This is a genomic window from Pseudobacillus sp. 179-B 2D1 NHS (assembly GCF_045370945.1).
GTDB lineage: Bacteria > Bacillota > Bacilli > Bacillales > Domibacillaceae > Pseudobacillus.
Genome location: NZ_JBIQDP010000018.1, coordinates 88,776 through 107,649, shown reverse-complemented (window position 1 = coordinate 107,649; position 18,874 = coordinate 88,776). Strand labels below are relative to the sequence as shown.

Genomic DNA, 18,874 nt, shown 5'->3' with positions numbered 1-18,874 from the left:
CATTAATAAAATTTTCATATCGTTTCTTAAAGGTTACTTTTGACCCTTCCTGGCCTGGATTTGCATAAATCATTGCGACTCCCCCTTTAAAAATTGAAAATTCATATTGTTTGAAAAAATCACTTACATTCTCATCATCCATATTTAATAGATGAAAGTCAACTCATATACTTAGAGACTAATAGATTATTAATCGCTTCATTCTGCGTCCTCCTAATGATTCTTCTTGCACGATAGTCTTAATTTATATTGAGGGTTGACTATTTATGACAAAAATAATAAATAACAATTTCTTATTTAAAATAATTATAATTTAGTATTGATTTTTTTTTGAGAAGTGTTATCATTAAGTTACTAACAAAATAATGATGAGGTGACAAGGATGACAAATAATCGACTAACAACAAGCTGGGGAGCCCCGGTAGGCGATAATCAAAATTCACAGACAGCCGGACAACGTGGACCGACATTAATACAAGATGTTCATTTACTTGAGAAATTGGCACATTTCAACCGTGAACGCGTACCGGAACGGGTCGTTCATGCAAAAGGAGCTGGTGCACACGGCTATTTTGAAGTGACAAACAGTGAGATTGCCAATTATACGAAAGCAGACTTTTTGTCTGAGGCTGGAAAGCGCACTCCATTGTTTATTCGATTCTCAACTGTAGCAGGCGAACTGGGTTCAGCAGATACAGTTCGTGATCCACGTGGGTTTGCTGTGAAGTTTTACACAGATGAAGGGAACTATGACTTGGTAGGAAATAACACGCCTGTTTTCTTTATTCGTGACGCTATTAAATTCCCGGATTTTATTCATACACAAAAACGTGATCCGCAAACACACTTAAAAAATCCAACAGCTGTGTGGGATTTCTGGTCATTATCTCCGGAGTCGCTTCATCAAGTAACGATTTTAATGTCGGATCGCGGTATTCCGGCAACCCTTCGCCATATGCATGGCTTCGGAAGTCATACATTTAAATGGGTGAATGATAAAGGGGAAGCCGTTTGGGTGAAATACCATTTTAAAACAGACCAAGGTGTTAAAAATTTAGATGTCAAGCTAGCTGCAAAATTAGCAGGAGAAAACCCTGATTATCATACAGAGGATTTGTTCAATGCGATTGAGCAAGGAAACTATCCTTCTTGGACGCTTTACGTACAGATTATGCCAATGGAAGATGCCAACACATACAAATGGGATCCGTTTGATGTGACAAAAGTTTGGTCGCAAAAAGACTATCCATTAATTGAAGTCGGAAAGATGGTACTGAATCGCAATCCAGAAAATTACTTTGCTGAAGTAGAGCAGGCCACTTTCTCCCCGGGCACATTTGTTCCTGGAATTGAAGCCTCTCCTGATAAGATGCTTCAAGGCCGCTTGTTTGCGTATGCGGATGCTCACCGTTACCGCGTAGGTGTTAACCATAATGCACTGCCGATTAATGCACCGAAATGTCCGGTTCACAATTATCAACGTGATGGCCAAATGCGTTTTGACGGCAACGGCGGCAAATCCGTCTATTATGAGCCAAATAGCTTTGGCGGTCCGAAAGAGGCGCCGGAAGCTAATGTTACACCATTTGAGGTAACAGGCCAGGCAGGTACTCATAATTATAATCATGACGACCATTACACACAGGCAGGCGACCTCTACCGCTTGATGAGTGAAGAAGAGCGCGCACGCCTTGTAGCAAATATTGTCGATGCCATGAGGCCAGTAGAAAGTGAAGAAATTAAACTTCGCCAGATCCGTCATTTCTATAAAGCTGATCCGGAATATGGTACACGTGTAGCAGAAGGGCTTGGTCTTGCTGTACCCCAGGAAGCATAATGTAATAAAAGGAGTGGGAGAATGGAAAGAAAACTCAATAAGCAAATGGCAATTGAGAAGGTAAACGAGCATTTTTGTGTAGTGAGGGAAGACAAAGGGGATAAAAAGAATATCGAGTTATGTTTTTACTCTCTAGTTGATGCGTTATCGTATGCTTCGGAACGCAACTACGCTTAAATATAAAACTTCACATCCTATTGAAAGCCTGCAGAAGAAAGCTCTGCAGGCTTTCAGGCTGTTGGTCGTGCTTATTCAATCATTATATGGGGAGGTTTTTTTCTTCTTGTGGAAAGAGCTAGAATGTAATTTCTTCTACATAATCTTTCATTTATGAAATCTTTCTTTTCATAAATGAAAGATTTTTTCTTTTTAAGAAGTTAAACAACCTTATAAACGTTTAAAAAATTAGAATATTCCGTTTTTAAAAAGCTGGTATGAATGTTGCATTTACTAATATGTATGGAAGAGTAGGAAATTAAGTGAGTGAGGTGAAGCGAATTGACCCGTTACGAGTATGGCGGTGATGAGTTTATTTTTGTGGAATTATCTGAATCTATGAGTCTAGAAGTAAACTTTCAGGCGATGGCTATTACAAAGCAACTGAAAGAAGAAAAATTACAAGGGATACTGGACATTTGTCCTTCTAATGCTTCGTATATGATCCGATTTAAACCGGAAGAGATTCACCCTAATCAATTGATTTCAAAATTGAAAGAACTTGAACACTCTGTGTCGGTCGATGATTTTAATATTTCTTCAAGAGTGGTAGATGTGCCCATTTTATTTGATGATCCTTGGACCAATGAAGCATTGATGCGCTTTAGAGACCGTCATCAAGATCCATCTTCGACTGACCTAGAGTACGCAGCGCGGATTAATGGCTTTCATTCCAAAGAAGAGTTAATTAAAGCCATTACAGATTACCCTTATCTCGTATCAATGATCGGATTTGTGCCCGGCTTGCCATGGTGTTATCAAATGGTGCCGCGTGAGCAGCAGATTGAGGTGCCAAAATATGTTCGGCCGCGTACTTATACACCTGAGAGAGCCTTTGGATTTGGCGGCGCCTTTGCCGTTATTTATCCGGTGCAGGGGGCAGGTGGCTATCAATTGTTCGGCATTGCGGCAGCCCCGATCTACCAGAAGGAACAGCGGTTGTATGATTTCAAAGATTCCATGACGTTTCCGAGACAGGGAGACATTTTTAGGTATCGCAGCATCACAATGGAGGAATTCCAATCAATTGAAAAGCAAGTAGAGGACGGTACATTCCGCTACTTAACGAGAGAAATCACATTCAAGCCTCAACAAGTGCTGGAAAACCCAAAAGCATTTTCAGATGAGATTTTAGGGGGGTTGTACGCATGATTAAAGTGATTCAGCCCGGTTTACAAACAACTGTTCAGGATTACGGCAGAATTGGCTATTACGAGGTCGGCATGCCGCCATCCGGTGCTATGGATAAATACTCGTTCACTGCAGCTAATGTACTTGTAGGCAACAATGAAAATGCAGCGGCTCTTGAAATCACGTATATGGGACCTGTTCTTCAATTTCAACAAGAGGCCGTTATTGCATTGACAGGCGGTGAAATTCCGCCAAAAGTGAATGGACAGCCTGTCCCCATGTGGGAAACGCTAGCTGTAAAGGCGGGAGATGAGCTTTCCTTTGACTTTGTTAAGCAGGGAGCCCGCGTTTATTTAGCGGTAGCAGGCGGCATTGATGTGCCGTTCGTCATGGATTCCCGTTCTACTTATACTCTATGCGGAATTGGCGGTTTGGAGGGACGTCCGCTTCGGGCCGGCGATGAATTGAAGATTGGCAAGGATATCGATCATCAAGTGAAGGTAGGGACGCGTATACAAGATGAACTAATCCCGGTCTTTTCAAAAACAAATGAAATCCGAGTAGTCGTCGGCTTATGCAGTTATCGCCTGACCGAGGAAAGCAAGGAACGGTTCTTCTCACTTGATTGGACGGTTACAACAGAAGCGAACCGAGTCGGTTACCGTTTTAAAGGGGAACGATTGAACTTTGTAGAGCGAGAGCAGCCGTTTGGAGCTGGCAGCAATCCTTCCAATGTGGTGGATCTCGGTTATCCGATCGGATCCATCCAAGTACCGGACGGAGTGGAGCCGATTGCTCTATTAAATGACGCGGTAACAGGCGGAGGCTACGCGACAATTTGTACCATTATCAGCGCCGATTTAAACAAAATGGCCCAAATCAAAACAAATGAAAAAGTGCGCTTTGTCGCTGTCGACATTGAGGAAGCCTTGCGGGCGAGAAAAGAATACACAGACAAAGTGGCAAAAATAAAACAGCAATTACAACTGTTATAGGAGGAATGACAATGCCTGGCACAAAAAGTAAAGTTCTCTCACCTATTCCTGGAGTGTTCTATCGCAGACCGGCACCCGACAAGGAAGCATTTGTCAAAGAAGGGGCTGCCGTGAAGACTGGAGATGTACTCGGTTTAGTAGAAGTTATGAAAAATTACTACGAGATCAAAGCGGAAGCCGACGGTGTACTCGAAAGCTTCCTTGCAAATGAGGAAGATATTTTAGATGCAGGACAAGAGATTGCTATCATCGCAGTCCAATAACGAAGCCGGAACTTTAGCGGAGGAATCATATGTCATATTTTAATAAAGTACTTATCGCCAATAGAGGAGAAATTGCCAGGAGAGTCATTCGGACATGCCGCCAACTTGGCATCCAAACGGTTGCTGTCTATTCAGAAGCGGATGCTCAGGCACCATTTGTCAGTGAAGCATCGGAAGCGGTTTGCATTGGACCGGCTCAGGCTAAGAAAAGCTATCTAGATATAGAGAAAGTCATCCAGGCGGCTAAACAAACAACAGCCGATGCGATCCATCCTGGTTATGGGTTTTTATCGGAAAATCCGCTATTTGCTAAACGTTGTAAAGAGGAGAATATCGTATTCATCGGCCCTGAAGCTGACGTAATGGAGACGATGGGATCGAAAGTGGAAGCAAGAGCACATATGCAAAAAGCAGGAGTTCCGGTTGTTCCTGGATCATCCGGAAAAATCGAATCTTTAGAAGAAGCCTTAGCCATTGCGGATAACTTGGGCTACCCACTCATGCTCAAGGCGAGCGCCGGCGGAGGCGGAATCGGCATGCAGCTTGCCCACAATCAAGAGGAGCTGGAGAAAGCCTTTCATTCGACCATACCAAAAGCTGAATCGTTCTTTAACGATGGAACGGTCTTTCTTGAAAAGTGGATTGCCGATCCGCGGCATATTGAGGTGCAAATAGCAGCCGACCGTCACGGAAATGTTGTCCATTTGTATGAGAGAGAATGTTCTGTTCAGCGCAGAAATCAAAAAGTAGTTGAAGAAAGCCCCTCCCCATTTTTGGATGCTTCCCTTAGAAATCAGTTGTTGGAGGCCGCTGTACGTGGAGTAAAGGAAATTGGCTATACAAATGTCGGCACGATGGAATTCATCTTTGACAGCGATAGGAACTTTTACTTCCTGGAAATGAACACACGGCTACAGGTAGAGCATCCGGTAACGGAAGAAATCACCGGCATTGATTTAGTTGAATGGCAGCTGAGAATAGCGGCCGGGCAGGAGCTTCCTCTTCAGCAGGAACAAATTAACAAAGCGGGCCATGCTATTGAGTGCCGGCTTTATGCGGAGGACCCGAAAACATTTTTTCCGTCTCCAGGGACAGTTGAACAGTTGAAGCTGCCTGACAAAGACATAAGACTGGACTTTAGCATCGTAGAAGGAAGTATTGTTTCCCCATTTTATGATCCTATGATCGGCAAATTGATCGTTCACGGAGCAAACCGTGTAGAAGCAATTGAGAAGATGAGACAAGCATTGGCGCAAGTAGAAATCCACGGGTTGAAAACGAACCTTGCTCTCTTGGCTTCCATTATGGAAAATGAGCAATTTGAGAGTGGAGATTATACAACACAGTTTTTAGAGAAAAAAGAGATTTTGTCTTGAGAGGTGAACAGGATGCATAAGGTCGACTTGAACTGTGATATGGGAGAGAGCTTCGGGCTATATGAGCTGGGAAATGATGAAGAAATGATGCAGTATATTACCTCCGCCAATATTGCTTGCGGTTTTCATGGCGGGGACCCTCACGTTATGCGAAAGACGGTAGAGCTTGCCAAAAAGTATGACGTAGGCATTGGAGCGCATCCTGCATTTCCGGACCTGTTGGGTTTTGGCCGCCGATACATGACTTGCACACCCGACGAGGTAAAAGATTACGTGACGTACCAATTAGGGGCCTTGCGGGAGTTTTGCCGGGCAACAGGTGTGAAAGTTCAGCATTGCAAACCACATGGTGCACTTTTCATGAAAGCCATGGAAGACAAACCCTTAGCCCGTGCCATTCTTGAAGCTATCCATGAAGCAGATCAAGAGATGATTATTTTTGCCTTCAATCAATCGGAAGTATATGAAGAAGCACGGAAGATGGGCGTACCGGTAGCCAAGGAAGCTTATTCAGATCGCGAGCATACGGAAAGTGGCTCTATCGTCCTTACAAGAAGAGGAGCGGAAATTACCGATTATGAAGCGATGGCGAACCGTGTTGTCCGGATGGTGAAAGAAGAGAGAGTCGTTACTTACGATGGTAAAGACGTGTCGATTCAGGCGGAAACCATTTGTATTCATGGAGATACACCGGGAGCCCCAGTCTTGGCAAAAGCCATTGTCACTGCTTTAAAAGCGGGCGGCGTAGAAATCGCTCCTATTAAAAACATCATCAGGTAACCAATTAACTGAATATTAAAAAAGAGAGGGGAATGCACAGTTGAATATTGAACATTCATATACTTTTAAAGGCGTTTCGAGAGAACTTCTATGGAAAACACTCCAAAATAAGGAGGCATTGCAAAGGGCGCTTCCAGGCTGTCAATCATTCAAGGAAGTGGAAGATAATGTGTTTGATGCCGAACTTGGCATGAACATTGGGCCAATTAAAGGAATGTTTACAGGGGTTGTTCGCCAGGTGGATATTCATGAGCCAGAATCTTACCGCCTGCTTCTTGATGGAAAAGGCAAGCCGGGGGAGATAGATGCCGATGCCCAAATGAAATTGGAGGAATCTACTGAGGGAACAACACTTACTTGTCAGGCAGAAGTGAAAGTGACCGGCATCCTTGCTTCTATGGGACAACGCGTGATGGGCGGAGTAGCAAAGGTGATATTGGGACAATTTTTCAAAGACATTGAAAAAGAAACAAAGGAAATAGCCAAGCTTTAATCTTGATATTATGCAGGGGGTGCAAACATGGCAATTGAAAATCGGAAAGTGACAGTTCTTGTTAACGGGCAGGAGAAAAGTGCGGAAGTAGAACCGCGCAAATTACTCGTTCATTATCTTCGTGATGATCTTGGCTTGACAGGCACACACATTGGCTGTGATACGAGCCAATGCGGGGCTTGCACGATTACGGTCAATGGCGATGCAGTAAAGTCATGTACGATGCTGGCTGTACAGGCAGACGGCGCGGAAGTGATAACGGTTGAGGGCTTGGGAACGGTCAGTAATCTGCATCCAATGCAGCAAAGCTTTTGGGAAGAGCACGGACTGCAATGCGGTTATTGTACACCAGGTGTCATGATGGCTATGATCGGCCTGCTGAAAGAAAATCCAAATCCAACAGAAGAAGAAATTCGTGAAGGAATGGAAGGTGTGATCTGCCGCTGCACTGGCTATCAGTTTATCGTAAGTGCTGTGCAAAAGGCCGCCAAGATCATGGCGGAAGCGGCCGCTAAAAATGATCAGACAGTCATTGCTAGTCAATTAGTAGGGGAGGGGACCCATAATGGCTAATGTAGTTGGCACTCCTTTAAAGAGAAAAGAAGATCCGCGCTTGTTAACAGGAAATGGCCGTTTTTCCGATGATATTCAATTGCCGGGCATGCTGCATGCAGCGATTTTGCGAAGCCCACATGCTCATGCAAAAATAAAAAAAATCAATGTAGAGGAAGCGCTGAGTTCTCCTCAAGTGGTTGCTGTATATACAGGGAAAGACTTGGAGGGGAAAATCGGGCCAATCCCTTCCTCCTGGCTAGTGCCTGATTGTAATTTGAAGGAAGCGCCGCAATATCCACTCGCTATTGATTATGTACGCTATGTTGGAGATGGAGTAGTCTTAATTATCGCTGATGACCGCTATGCTCTGCGGGATGCTCTTGACTTAATCGATGTGGAATATGAAGTGCTGCCAGCTGCCGTTCGTCAAAAAGAAGCCATGCAGGAAGGCGCGCCGCTCGTTCATAGTGACATTGAAAACAATATTGCTCTGCACTGGAAAGCTGGAGAAGTACCAGAAGAGGTGATTGAGAATGCAGAAGTTGTGGTACGCGAAAGCTTCTATGTTCAGCGTGTATTTCCAAGTCCAATCGAAACGAGAGCGGCCATTGGGCAATATGATCCGGGCAGTGAGGAGCTGACCTTATGGTGTACATCCCAGAACCCTCACATTCACCGTATGGTCTTATCAGGAGTGCTCGGCATTTCCGAAGCGAAGCTTAGAGTCATTGCCCCTGATATGGGAGGAGGCTTCGGTGGCAAAATTGGCGTCTATCCGGATGAAGCCTTAATTGGTTATGCCGCCCGCGATCTGGGCCGGCCGATTAAGTGGATTGAGCAGCGGAGCGAGCACTTTACGGCTTCCAACGCCGGCCGTGATGAAATCATTGATGTTGAGCTAGCAGGAAAACGTGATGGCACGCTGACGGCTATTCGTGTGAGAAACACAGCTAATTTAGGCGCGTATTTATCCACCATGGGTCCTGGAGTGTCAACGATTGACTTTGGTTTAATGATCACAGGTGCTTATGATATTCCCCATGCTTCCTGTGAAACGTTTGGTGTATACACGAACACAACGCCGACGGACGCATACAGAGGAGCGGGAAAACCAGAGGCAACGTATCAAATTGAGCGGATTATTGATTTGTATGCACGTGAAATCGGGATGGACCCTGTTGAACTGCGAAGAAAGAACTTTGTCCGTAAAGAGGCCTTCCCTTACACGAACGCTCAGGGACTCATCTATGATAGCGGAGATTATGAGAAACCACTCCAGAAAGCCCTCGAGATAGTGAACTATCAGCAGCTGCGCCAGGAACAGGAGGAGCTTCGTAAACAAGGCAAATTAATCGGCATTGGGTTCTCTACTTATGTAGAGTTATGCGGGTTTGGCCCGTCCAAAGTAGCCGGAGCCATCGGCTTCCAGGGCGGTGTGTGGGAAAATTCTACAGTGCGCGTGCATCCTTCGGGCAAGGTAACTGTTTATTCAGGCACTTCCCCGCATGGACAGGGACATGCCACGACTTTCGGCCAAATTGTGGCTGATAAGCTCGGAGTTCCGATGGAGGATATTGAGCTGATATTCAGTGATACGAGAGCCATTTCCATGAGCTGGGGCACATATGGTTCCCGTTCTACTGCCGTCGGAGGAGCAGCAGTGGCGATTGCCGCCGATCGCGTCGTTGAAAAAGCAAAGAAGATTGCTGCTCATGAACTGGAAGCAGCAGTGGAAGACATTGCTTTTGAAAACGGTGTTTTTCAAGTAAAAGGAGTGCCGGGGCAGCAGCGTACATTTCAGGAGGTTGCAAAGTCAGCCAATATGGCGTGGAACTTGCCAGAAGGCATGGAGCCGTCTCTTGAAGCACAATCGTTCTTTGACCCTGAGAACTTTGTCTATCCTTTCGGCACACATATTGTGGTCGTGGAAGTGGATAAGGCTACAGGAGAAATCCAATTGAAGCGCTATATTTGTGTAGATGACGTCGGGCGTGTGATTAATCCGCTCACAGCGGAAGGACAAGTCCATGGCGGCATTGCCCAAGGGGTCGGTCAGGCTCTCTGGGAAGGGGCTATTTACAGCAAAGAAGGGCAGCTCTTATCGGGCACATTGATGGATTACACATTGCCAAAAGCCCGTTTCTTCCCTCACATTGAATCTTCATTTACAGAAACACCGTCACCGGTGAATCCGCTCGGCGCCAAAGGAGTAGGGGAGACAGGAACGACTGCCTCTATTCCGGCAGTAATGAATGCGGTTATGGACGCGCTGAAGCCATATGGAGTGAAAGATATTGACATGCCGCTTACTCCGGAAAAAGTGTGGCGGGCGATTCAAAAAGGGGAGGGAAACTGATTGATACCTGTTAAATTTGATTATGTTCATGCTGAAACAGTTGACCAGGCTATTAAGCTGATGCAAGAAAGCAACGGAGAAGGCAAAATCATTGCCGGCGGGCACAGCCTGCTGCCGCTCATGAAATTCAGGCTGACTGAACCGGGCATTCTAATTGATATTAGCCGGATCGATCAGTTGAAAGAAGTGAGAAAAGAAGGGGATCGGATTGTTGTCGGGGCTTTGGTGACTCACCATGCTGCTTCGAAGCACCCGCTCATTAAAGAGCATGTTCCAGTTCTGGCGGATACAGTCAGCCAAATCGGCGATTTGCAAATACGCAATCGGGGTACCATTGGCGGCAACCTTGCCCACGCTGATCCGGCTGCCGATTTGCCGGCTGCTGCTTTTGCCTTAGAGGCAGAAATGATTATCCAGGGAGAAGACGGAGAGGAAAGGATGGGCATTGACAGTTTTGTCATCGGACCGCTTATTACGATGCTACCAGAGAACAGCCTTGTCACGGGTGTTTCATTCGCAATTCCGCCATCTCATACGAAATCTGTTTACCTGAAATATTTTCATCCGGCCTCCGGCTATCCAGTAGTAGGGGTAGCGGCCGTAGCAGGAACAGATAAGAATGGAGCAATTGATTATATCCGTGTAAGCATTACCGGCGTCGGTGATGTAGCTTTTCGAGCAGCATCCGTTGAACAGACCTTATTAGGGCAAAAACCGTCGGAAAAAATGATTCGGGAAGCAGCTAGGCTTGCTGCTGAAGAAGGGGAAATGGGAAGTGACTTATTTGCTTCTGCCGAGTATCGGGAAAACTTATGCAAGGTTTATACGGAACGGGCATTAAGCTCTATCCTTTTATAATTATTTGAATAGATGAAAAAACAGGGACCGGTTCTCCAGTGAACAGGCCCCTGTATTTTCTTTCTATTCCTGCCATAAAGGACAGACAGGGGGGATTATCATCAATAGCAGCAGGCAATCGATAGAAAGTATTTTTCTTCAAAACGGCTATGTAACAGATCAACCGGTAGCAGCCGCTTTGCATCTTGCACAGGTACTGCAAAAGCCATTGCTCATCGAAGGACCGGCTGGAGTTGGAAAAACGGAAATGGCGAAAGTACTGGCCCAATCATTGAATACAAGGCTAATCCGCCTGCAGTGTTATGAAGGTCTCGATGTTGCCAATGCATTATATGAATGGAACTATGCAAAGCAAATGCTTCATATCCGCATGTTGGAGAACAGTGGGGTTGGATTGGCCGAAAAGGAAGCAGCTATTTTTAGCGATTCTTTTTTATTAGCTCGCCCATTGCTCCAGGCTTTGACAGAAGAAAAGGCATCTCCGGTCCTGTTAATCGATGAAGTAGATCGAGCAGATGAAGAGTTTGAAGCTTTCCTTTTGGAAGCCTTGGCAGAATTTCAGATTACTATTCCGGAGATTGGCACGATCCAGGCCAAACACCGCCCGTATGTCATTCTGACATCGAACCGAACACGAGAGCTGAGTGATGCTTTAAGGAGAAGATGCTTGTATCAATGGATAGATTACCCTGACTTTGAGAAAGAAGCAGCCATTCTCCAAGCCAGGCTTCCTGCCATTAATAAACAGCTCGCTCGCCAGATCGCTCATATGATGAAGGAGATTCGGCAAATGCCGTTGCAAAAAGTACCGGGTGTCGCAGAAAGCCTTGATTGGGCGGAAGCACTTATGCTGCTTCATCGCAGCGAACTGAACGAGGAAACGGTTCAAGAAACGCTCGGCTGTTTTGTGAAGGACCGGGAAGATTGGGAAATGGTTCATGAGGCAGTAGAAAACGGAGTTCTTTTGCGCTCATAATTTTAAACCGTTCAAATAAGGAGCAGATGTATGAAATGAGCAACCTTTCGGAGCATGTATTATCCTTTTGCCGTTATTTGCGGTCGCAAGACTTCTTAATTGGATTAAAGGAAACAGAAGACAGTCTGAGGGCATTGGAAGCTATTGATATCGGTGAACATGAGCAATTCAGGTTAGCGCTAAAAATTGTTCTTTGTTCAAGCCGGGAAGAGCAGTTTGTTTTTGACCGGGCCTTTCCCTTATTTTTTGCGAATCACTTCAGCAATCAGTCCCTTGTTCCCTTTTTGTCTACCGACAAGCAAGTAGATGGAAGGCTGAATGCGGGCACGGCACGGGAACAAGTAGAAGAACGTTCAGAGAAAGCAGCGGAAATGGGTGACACAGACGCAAAGGAGAATCATTCAGTGGAAAGCGCTGTTGCAAATGGGAAGGATGAATCAGAAAAAGCGGAGAAAGAGTACAGAAAGGCATTCAGATGGTTTGCCGCTCATGCGATCAATAAGCGCCCTCGGGAGCGGAAAGTACCCATTTCATCAAGCCAGCTTTATCACATGGAGAAAGCGGCACAAAGGTTTGTTCGCCGGATACAGATTAAGCAGTCGCGGCGATTCGCGGCAATGAAGAAAGGTCGAAAGTTTGATGAACGGAGAACATTACGAAACAGCTTGCAAACAGGGGGGGTTCCAGCTGCCCCTGTTTGGAAGGGCCGTAAAAAAGTAAAAGCTAAATTTGTCCTGTTGTGCGATGGGAGCCGTTCCATGGCAGCTTATACCGATCAGTTTTTGCAGTTTGCATACGCGATGACGGAGTGTACCCGTCATGTGGAAGTGTTTCTCTTTTCAACAAAGCTGAAAAGAGTCACATCGCAATTAAAAAAGGGCAGAGGCGGACAACTGCCGGTGCTAACTGTATTTGAAAATGAGTGGGGAGGAGGAACGCGCATTGGCGAATCGCTTTGTTCATTTGTGCAACAATATGGTTCTCAGATGCTGCGGAAGGAAACGGTCATTATGGTTGTAAGCGACGGGCTTGATTCAGGTAATATTGTCAACTTGCCTTGGGCAATGAAGGAGATGAAGCAAAGGACTTCCGCTGTTATTTGGCTGAATCCGCTGTTAAATATTACTGGATATCAACCGGAAGCAAGAGGAATGAAAGCGGCGCTTCCTTATATTGATGTCTTCTCAGAAGCGCAAAATCCTGAGTCATTTCAAAAATTATCTCGAACGATCACGATCCGGAGGTGAAGGCGATGTCGGAAAATAGATTAGTGATGGAAGCGGTTCATGAAGCTCGAAAAGCTGGACGAAAAGCGGCGCTAGCTACTGTTGTTCGTGTGTTTGGCTCTGCTTATCGTCGAGAAGGGGCGAAAATGCTGGTTGATGAACAGGAAAATATAACAGGAATGATCTCGGGAGGATGTTTGGAAGCAGATGTTGCAGAAACAGCAAAGAAGGTAATAGAAACAGGTAGGCCCATATTAAAAACATATGCCATGGATGAGGATGTTGTTTGGGGTCTTGGTCTCGGCTGTCCGGGCACGGTAGAAATACACATTGAACTAGTATCTGGTCAGCAGCCTGTTCTTAGTGCCTGGCTTGATTGTATAAGAAAAGAGCAGGAAGGAATACTGGCCACGATTTTGCCAGGCGGCAAGAATGAAAAGGTGCATCGCCTATTTATCCCGAAGGAGGGTCAGCCGGTTGGAACACTGGGTGATTCGAGATTAGATTGGCAAGCAAGTAATATAGCGCTCCGAAAGTTAAGTGAATCAAATCCGAAATCGGAAACTCTTATAATTGAAAGTGCAGATCAAAGGGAAGACCACGTGTTTGTTGATGTGTATATCCCGCCATTAAAGCTGATGATTTTTGGAGCGGGGCATGATGCGATACCTGTGGCTCGATACGGAGTTTCACTAGGATTTGATACAATTGTGATTGATCAGCGTTCCTTTTATAACAGCGAGGAAAGGTTTCCTGGCACAAGGCGAATTGTTGCAGACACGACGAGATTCGCAGAAACGGTTCATATTGATAGCCGAACATATATTGTAGTAATGAACCATCATCTTGAAAGAGACCAAGAAACGCTAAAATTTGTCTTGCCCTCAGCATCTCCATATATAGGCGTACTTGGGCCTCGTTCCCGGCGAATTCGCATGCTAGAGGCAATTGAAAAGGAAGGTAGCTCGTTTGAGAATAGCCAGCTTCAGAGGATGTACAGCCCGATCGGTCTCGACATTGGCGCCGCCACTCCCGAAGAAATTGCAATTAGTATTTTAGGGGAAATTGTCGCCATTAAAAACGGACATACAGGAGGGTTCCTCCAAAATTCTGAATACATCCACCAGTTCGCAAAATCTTAATGATTGCTAGAAAAAGGCGGGAGAAACATGACTGAAAATGTATACGCAGTAATTTTGGCTGCTGGAATGTCTTCAAGGATGGGCGAAGCAAAGCAGTTGCTTCCGCTTGGTGAACGCTCTATTTTACAGCATGTCATTGACCGAGTGCTAAAGGGAAAATTCACTAAAGTCTTGGCAGTAATTGGTCATGAGGCTGCCGCTGTTCAAAAAACGATTCATATTGAAGACAAAAGGTTCGAATGGGTCGTCAATAAGGATTACCAATTAGGCCAAAGCACCTCGTTAAAGACCGGGCTTCAACAACTTGCCCTGTCACAAGTGAATGTGATGATTTTCCTTGGCGATCTCCCATTTATATCAGAACAGACCATACATGCTATTTATGAAAGTGGTTTAAAAATGCTCGACGAACATACAGAGCCATTTATGGTTCGCCCGGTATACCAAAGTATTCCCGGGCATCCAGTATTTTTGGGAAGGATTCATGAAGAGTTGTTTTCAAGAATGACTGGTGACCAGGGGGCAAAATCAATGCTTGAGAGCTTCTCTTATAAAGAGCGAGTGCCAGTAGAAGATGAAGGGATTATCATAGATATTGATACTCCAGAAGCCTATCAAGAAGCGAAAAAGCAAAATAATAAACTGAAAATTTAAAATAGATAGTATACTATAAGGGATAAAAGGTGCTTTTTTGTTGTGACAGGAGGGGTACGTTGATTATTTGGAAAGATATTCTCAAGCCAATTGGTGTAGTGGTCGATACGGAAAGCACATTAGAAACTGTTATTCAACGGCTCACAGAAAATAAGGCCGACACAGCTTTTGTAAAAAGAGAAGGAACGCTTGTCGGTTACTGTACGATGCAGCACGTAATGGAACAAGTCGCACATTCAGGGCAGTTGCACGTTCCTATTTCCTATAAGAGCGATATATTGAAAGTACCTCAGCTTTCTCCTGTTCAGTTTTCCCATAATATTTCGATGATTATCGGTGAGGATCTAAACAGAGAAATAGTTGGCTATATTGCCGTCGGAGAGGCAAAAAGCAAAATTAACGAGCTGGAGCTAATACAATTAAATCAGCTGCTGCATGGCTCGGGAGTGGGCATTATTAGAACAAATATTCATTATGAGATCGAATTTATTAATGAAACAGCAGAAAAGATCTTAGGAATGCCTAGCTCATTTTTACTGTTTCGAAATTATAAAACACTGCTAACAGTCGATAAAGACCTCGATCGGGTGATGAACGGAGAAACACTTGTCAGCTTAAATAGCTCAATTAATTTTAAACAAATGAGCGGGAATTTCTACCCGCTCAGGATTAATGGAAAAATAACTGGTCTTGTACATATGTTTTTTTTGCGCGAAGTATTTGAGGAGGCTGTGCAGGAGCTGGACTTTGTCCGCAATTTATACTCTGATCTCCAGGCGGTCTATTCTTCTTCACAAGAGCAAATTCTCGTGATCGATGAGAACGGAAAGATCATCCGTGTAGCTGGTCTCTTTTTAAGCAATTTCTGGAAAGTAGACAAGCCGGAAAGAATTATCGGCAAGTATATCAGTGAGTTTACAGCGAAAAATATTTTTCAGCCGGATGTGTTCAAGTTATGCATTAATCAAAAGAAAAAGGTAACGGCACTTCAGGAGGCAACTGGAGGGAGAAGGATATGGTCTGTGGCTACTCCAGTATACCATGAGGGGAAGCTGGAAAAGGTAGTCATCCTGTCAAGAGATATCTCTTACAACCGGGACGAACGTTCCTTTTCTGAGAAAGCAGTCGGTGCAGATATAACTGATAAGCTTGCCTCTATTAACGTGCAAGGAAAAAAACTCGTGTACCGATCCCAAAAAATTGAAAACTTATTATCTGAAATGCAGCGGGTGGCACAGATGAATTCCACTGTTTTACTTGAAGGTGAATCAGGTGTCGGAAAGGAAGTATTTGCTCACAAGATCCACTCAGCAAGTACCAGGAAGGAGCAACCGTTTATCCGTGTGAATTGTGGGGCAATTCCAGAACAGCTAATTGAAAGTGAATTGTTCGGATACGAGAAAGGCGCCTTTACCGGGGCGGATAGAAATGGAAAGGCTGGTCTCTTTGAGATCGCCCATAACGGCACTATTTTTCTGGATGAAATTGGTGAATTGCCATTAACAATGCAGGTAAAACTGCTGCGGGTTTTACAAGAGAGAGAGATTACGAGAGTCGGGGGCACCCGCACGGTAGCTGTCGACGTAAGAGTCATTGCCGCTACTAATAAAAGCTTGCAGAAAATGGTCGAAGCAGGCGAGTTTAGAGAGGATTTATATTACCGGTTAAATGTCATTCCTTTTGAAATTCCGCCATTAAGGGCAAGGAAGGAAGATATTTTTCCGCTTGCTATCTTTTTTCTGGAACAATTCAAACGAATGTATGAAATTAAGAAGAGCTTTACACCCGAAGCAATTGAGGTGCTGGAAACATACGACTGGCCGGGAAATGTCCGAGAGCTTCAAAATATTATTGAAAGATTAATTGTGTTAAGTGAGGATGAATGGATTCAGCGAGAGAATGTCATTAAATCACTTTACGGCGATGGGCAGAAGAGAGAAAAGCCGCCATTCGTTTTTGAAATCATGCCATTGAAAGAAGCTGTAGAGAAGCTAGAGAATCAATTAATTATCCGGGGTATGCAGAAATACCGGACAGCTGCTAAATTATCGGAAGTACTCGGGGTAAGCCCGGCTACGATCAGCAGGCGGATGAAAAAGTTGAAAGAATAAAGAGGTGGAGCCGATTGTTTAACCTGCCCGAGACAAGTTTTCACTTTTGTGGAGACGAATACATTTATGCAGAAATTTCCCGAGATATGAGAGTGGAAAGTAATTTTAAAGCACTTGCTGTAACGGAAGAATTGAGGAAAAGAAATATTCCTGGAATCATTGATATTGTTTCATCCAACGCCTCTTATTTAGTACGGTATGATCCAGATGTTATCTCTGCAAGAGACCTCGTTGATTATTTAAAAGAAATTGATTTCTCTAAAAGTGATCCGACTACACTTGATTTATCTGTCCGGATGGTGGAAATTCCGATCTGGTATGACGATCCCATCACAAAAGAATATTCCCGCCGCTTTAGAAACCGCCATCAGGAGCCGAATCTCTCAAACTTTGATTATGTTATGAAATTAAATGGTTTTACCGAAAAAGAAGCTTTTATTGAAAGGCATTCAAGTGATCCTTATTTGATTACAATGGTCGGTTTTCTGCCTGGGACTGCCTGGCATTTCCCATTAGGGGTCAAGCCGGATGAAATTATTCAGGCCCCCAAATATAAGAGTCCGAGGACGGATACCCCAGAAAGAAGTGTAGCCATCGGCGGGGCCTTCAATGTTATTTATCCTGTGAAAGGGACGGGCAGCTACCAATTAATCGGTATGTCTGCTGTTCCGGTAGTCGACCTATCTAACCGACTAATAGATTTAAAGGATACTTCTTTTTTAGCAAGACCGGGGGATGTTTGGAAATATAGACCGGTCAATGAATCTGAATACACTGCGATTGAAGAGGAAGTAAAGAGCGGCCGTTATCGATACAAGATGAAAGATATTGATCTTTCTCCAATGGAATATATGGCAAAGGGGAAAACGTATATTTATGAATTAATGGGGGATTTTTAAATGATTAAAATTAAAAGCCCGGGTTTATGGACCACTGTACAAGACATGGGGCGGGTAGGGAATTATCATCTAGGTGTTCCGCCTTCAGGAGCGGCTGATAAATACTCATTTATCATTGGAAATCTTCTCGTCGGCAATCCAATTAAGTTTGCCGCATTGGAAATGACGTTGATCGGCGGGGAAATGGAATTTCGCAAAAACACGATTGTTGCTTTAACCGGGGCGCCGATGAAGGCTTATTTGAATCAGCAGCTCGTTCCGTTTTGGGAGACGATCCAAGTAAAGGAAGGGGACACTCTCACTATTAAGGAATGTGTCAAAGGGGTAAAAAGCTATCTCTGTGTGTCAGGCGGCATTCAGGTGGATGAAGTGTTTGGCAGTAAATCTACCTATGAAACCAGTAAGATAGGAGGGTTTCAAGGGAGAAAACTGGCAGCCGGTGATGAAGTGATGATTAATGAACCGTTGCCGGGAGCGCTTAAGCAAGTTGGCAAATCAGTTCCTCTGGAATTCACTCCGTCGTTTGATTCTTTTCAGGAATTAAGAGTAACGCTGGGGTTGTCTGGCTATTTATTGAGCGATCAAGGACTAAAGGAGTTCTTAAATTCCGAATGGAAGGTCTCGCCTGAATCGAACCGTGTAGCTTATCGTTATACGGGAGCAAAAGTATCTTTAACCCAGCAAAACCCGCCGTTCGGTGCGGGCAATAGCTTTTCCAACGTAGTGGATTTTGCCTATCCAATTGGCTCCATTATGTTTCCTAATGAGGAAGAGCTTATTGTATTACATAATGATACCGCCACAGGTGGCGGCTTTGTCACGATTGGTACTGTTATCAGCCAAGACTTGGACCTGATTGCCCAGTCAAGGCCGCACTCATTCTGCCGCTTTATCGCTGTGACGATCGATCAGGCGATGGAGGCGCGCAAAGAGCGGCGAGAAAAGATCGATAAAATAGAAGCAATGATGAAAAGGTAAATAGCTTGTCAGGCACAGAGACCATGAA

At 44.6% G+C, this 18,874-nt stretch carries 18 protein-coding genes; all 18 read left to right on the top strand.

All coding sequences use genetic code 11. The features are described from left to right. Nucleotides 1-382 precede the first annotated feature (382 nt). The 18 genes from katA (at nucleotide 383) to ACH0BF_RS17250 (ending at nucleotide 18,846) form a co-directional block, all read left to right on the top strand. On the top strand, nucleotides 383-1,837 hold the full coding sequence (katA, locus tag ACH0BF_RS17335; protein ID WP_406909883.1) for a catalase KatA: 1,455 nt from the start codon (nucleotides 383-385) through the stop codon (nucleotides 1,835-1,837). A gap of 21 nt (nucleotides 1,838-1,858) precedes the next feature. Beyond that, the gene (locus tag ACH0BF_RS17330) at nucleotides 1,859-2,014 is read left to right on the top strand and encodes a hypothetical protein (protein WP_182917044.1); all 156 of its coding nucleotides are present in this window, start codon (nucleotides 1,859-1,861) and stop codon (nucleotides 2,012-2,014) included. A gap of 321 nt (nucleotides 2,015-2,335) precedes the next feature. Next, nucleotides 2,336-3,205, top strand: a complete 870-nt coding sequence (locus tag ACH0BF_RS17325) for a 5-oxoprolinase subunit B family protein (RefSeq protein ID WP_340851845.1) — start codon at nucleotides 2,336-2,338, stop codon at nucleotides 3,203-3,205. After that, nucleotides 3,202-4,179 (top strand): 5-oxoprolinase subunit C family protein, encoded by a 978-nt coding sequence (locus ACH0BF_RS17320; RefSeq protein WP_340851846.1) that lies wholly within the window; start codon nucleotides 3,202-3,204, stop codon nucleotides 4,177-4,179. The genes ACH0BF_RS17325 and ACH0BF_RS17320 overlap by 4 nt, the downstream gene beginning before the upstream one ends. Nucleotides 4,180-4,190: 11 nt before the next feature. Next, nucleotides 4,191-4,442 carry an acetyl-CoA carboxylase gene (locus ACH0BF_RS17315; RefSeq protein WP_220702330.1) on the top strand — a complete coding sequence of 84 codons (252 nt, stop codon included), beginning with the start codon at nucleotides 4,191-4,193 and terminating at the stop codon, nucleotides 4,440-4,442. Nucleotides 4,443-4,471: 29 nt separating this feature from the next. After that, complete coding sequence (locus ACH0BF_RS17310; protein ID WP_406909882.1) at nucleotides 4,472-5,818, top strand: acetyl-CoA carboxylase biotin carboxylase subunit; 1,347 nt, start codon at nucleotides 4,472-4,474, stop codon at nucleotides 5,816-5,818. 12 nt (nucleotides 5,819-5,830) lie between these two features. After that, nucleotides 5,831-6,598, top strand: coding sequence for a LamB/YcsF family protein (locus tag ACH0BF_RS17305; protein ID WP_406909881.1), 768 nt, complete (start codon nucleotides 5,831-5,833; stop codon nucleotides 6,596-6,598). A gap of 40 nt (nucleotides 6,599-6,638) precedes the next feature. Further along, nucleotides 6,639-7,091, top strand: a complete 453-nt coding sequence (locus tag ACH0BF_RS17300) for an SRPBCC family protein (RefSeq protein ID WP_120035545.1) — start codon at nucleotides 6,639-6,641, stop codon at nucleotides 7,089-7,091. A 27-nt stretch (nucleotides 7,092-7,118) separates the two neighbouring features. Then, nucleotides 7,119-7,664: a (2Fe-2S)-binding protein gene (locus tag ACH0BF_RS17295; protein WP_406909880.1), complete on the top strand. Its 546-nt coding sequence runs from the start codon at nucleotides 7,119-7,121 to the stop codon at nucleotides 7,662-7,664. Continuing rightward, on the top strand, nucleotides 7,657-10,002 hold the full coding sequence (locus tag ACH0BF_RS17290) for a xanthine dehydrogenase family protein molybdopterin-binding subunit (RefSeq protein ID WP_406909879.1): 2,346 nt from the start codon (nucleotides 7,657-7,659) through the stop codon (nucleotides 10,000-10,002). Before ACH0BF_RS17295 ends, ACH0BF_RS17290 begins: the two co-directional genes overlap by 8 nt. Next, nucleotides 10,003-10,860, top strand: coding sequence for an FAD binding domain-containing protein (locus ACH0BF_RS17285; RefSeq protein WP_120035539.1), 858 nt, complete (start codon nucleotides 10,003-10,005; stop codon nucleotides 10,858-10,860). A 178-nt stretch (nucleotides 10,861-11,038) separates the two neighbouring features. Then, nucleotides 11,039-11,836, top strand: a complete 798-nt coding sequence (locus tag ACH0BF_RS17280) for an AAA family ATPase (protein WP_462791760.1) — start codon at nucleotides 11,039-11,041, stop codon at nucleotides 11,834-11,836. Between the two features lie 35 nt (nucleotides 11,837-11,871). Further along, nucleotides 11,872-13,083 (top strand): vWA domain-containing protein, encoded by a 1,212-nt coding sequence (locus ACH0BF_RS17275; protein ID WP_406909878.1) that lies wholly within the window; start codon nucleotides 11,872-11,874, stop codon nucleotides 13,081-13,083. Between the two features lie 5 nt (nucleotides 13,084-13,088). After that, nucleotides 13,089-14,204, top strand: a complete 1,116-nt coding sequence (locus tag ACH0BF_RS17270; protein ID WP_120035531.1) for an XdhC family protein — start codon at nucleotides 13,089-13,091, stop codon at nucleotides 14,202-14,204. A gap of 27 nt (nucleotides 14,205-14,231) precedes the next feature. Then, a complete protein-coding gene (locus tag ACH0BF_RS17265) occupies nucleotides 14,232-14,858 on the top strand; it encodes a nucleotidyltransferase family protein (RefSeq protein ID WP_340851855.1) in 627 nt (208 codons plus the stop codon). A 59-nt stretch (nucleotides 14,859-14,917) separates the two neighbouring features. Further along, a complete protein-coding gene (locus tag ACH0BF_RS17260; RefSeq protein WP_340851856.1) occupies nucleotides 14,918-16,969 on the top strand; it encodes a sigma 54-interacting transcriptional regulator in 2,052 nt (683 codons plus the stop codon). Between the two features lie 14 nt (nucleotides 16,970-16,983). Beyond that, on the top strand, nucleotides 16,984-17,868 hold the full coding sequence (locus ACH0BF_RS17255) for a 5-oxoprolinase subunit B family protein (RefSeq protein WP_340851857.1): 885 nt from the start codon (nucleotides 16,984-16,986) through the stop codon (nucleotides 17,866-17,868). Then, nucleotides 17,869-18,846 (top strand): 5-oxoprolinase subunit C family protein, encoded by a 978-nt coding sequence (locus tag ACH0BF_RS17250; protein ID WP_340851858.1) that lies wholly within the window; start codon nucleotides 17,869-17,871, stop codon nucleotides 18,844-18,846. Nucleotides 18,847-18,874: the final 28 nt, after the last annotated feature.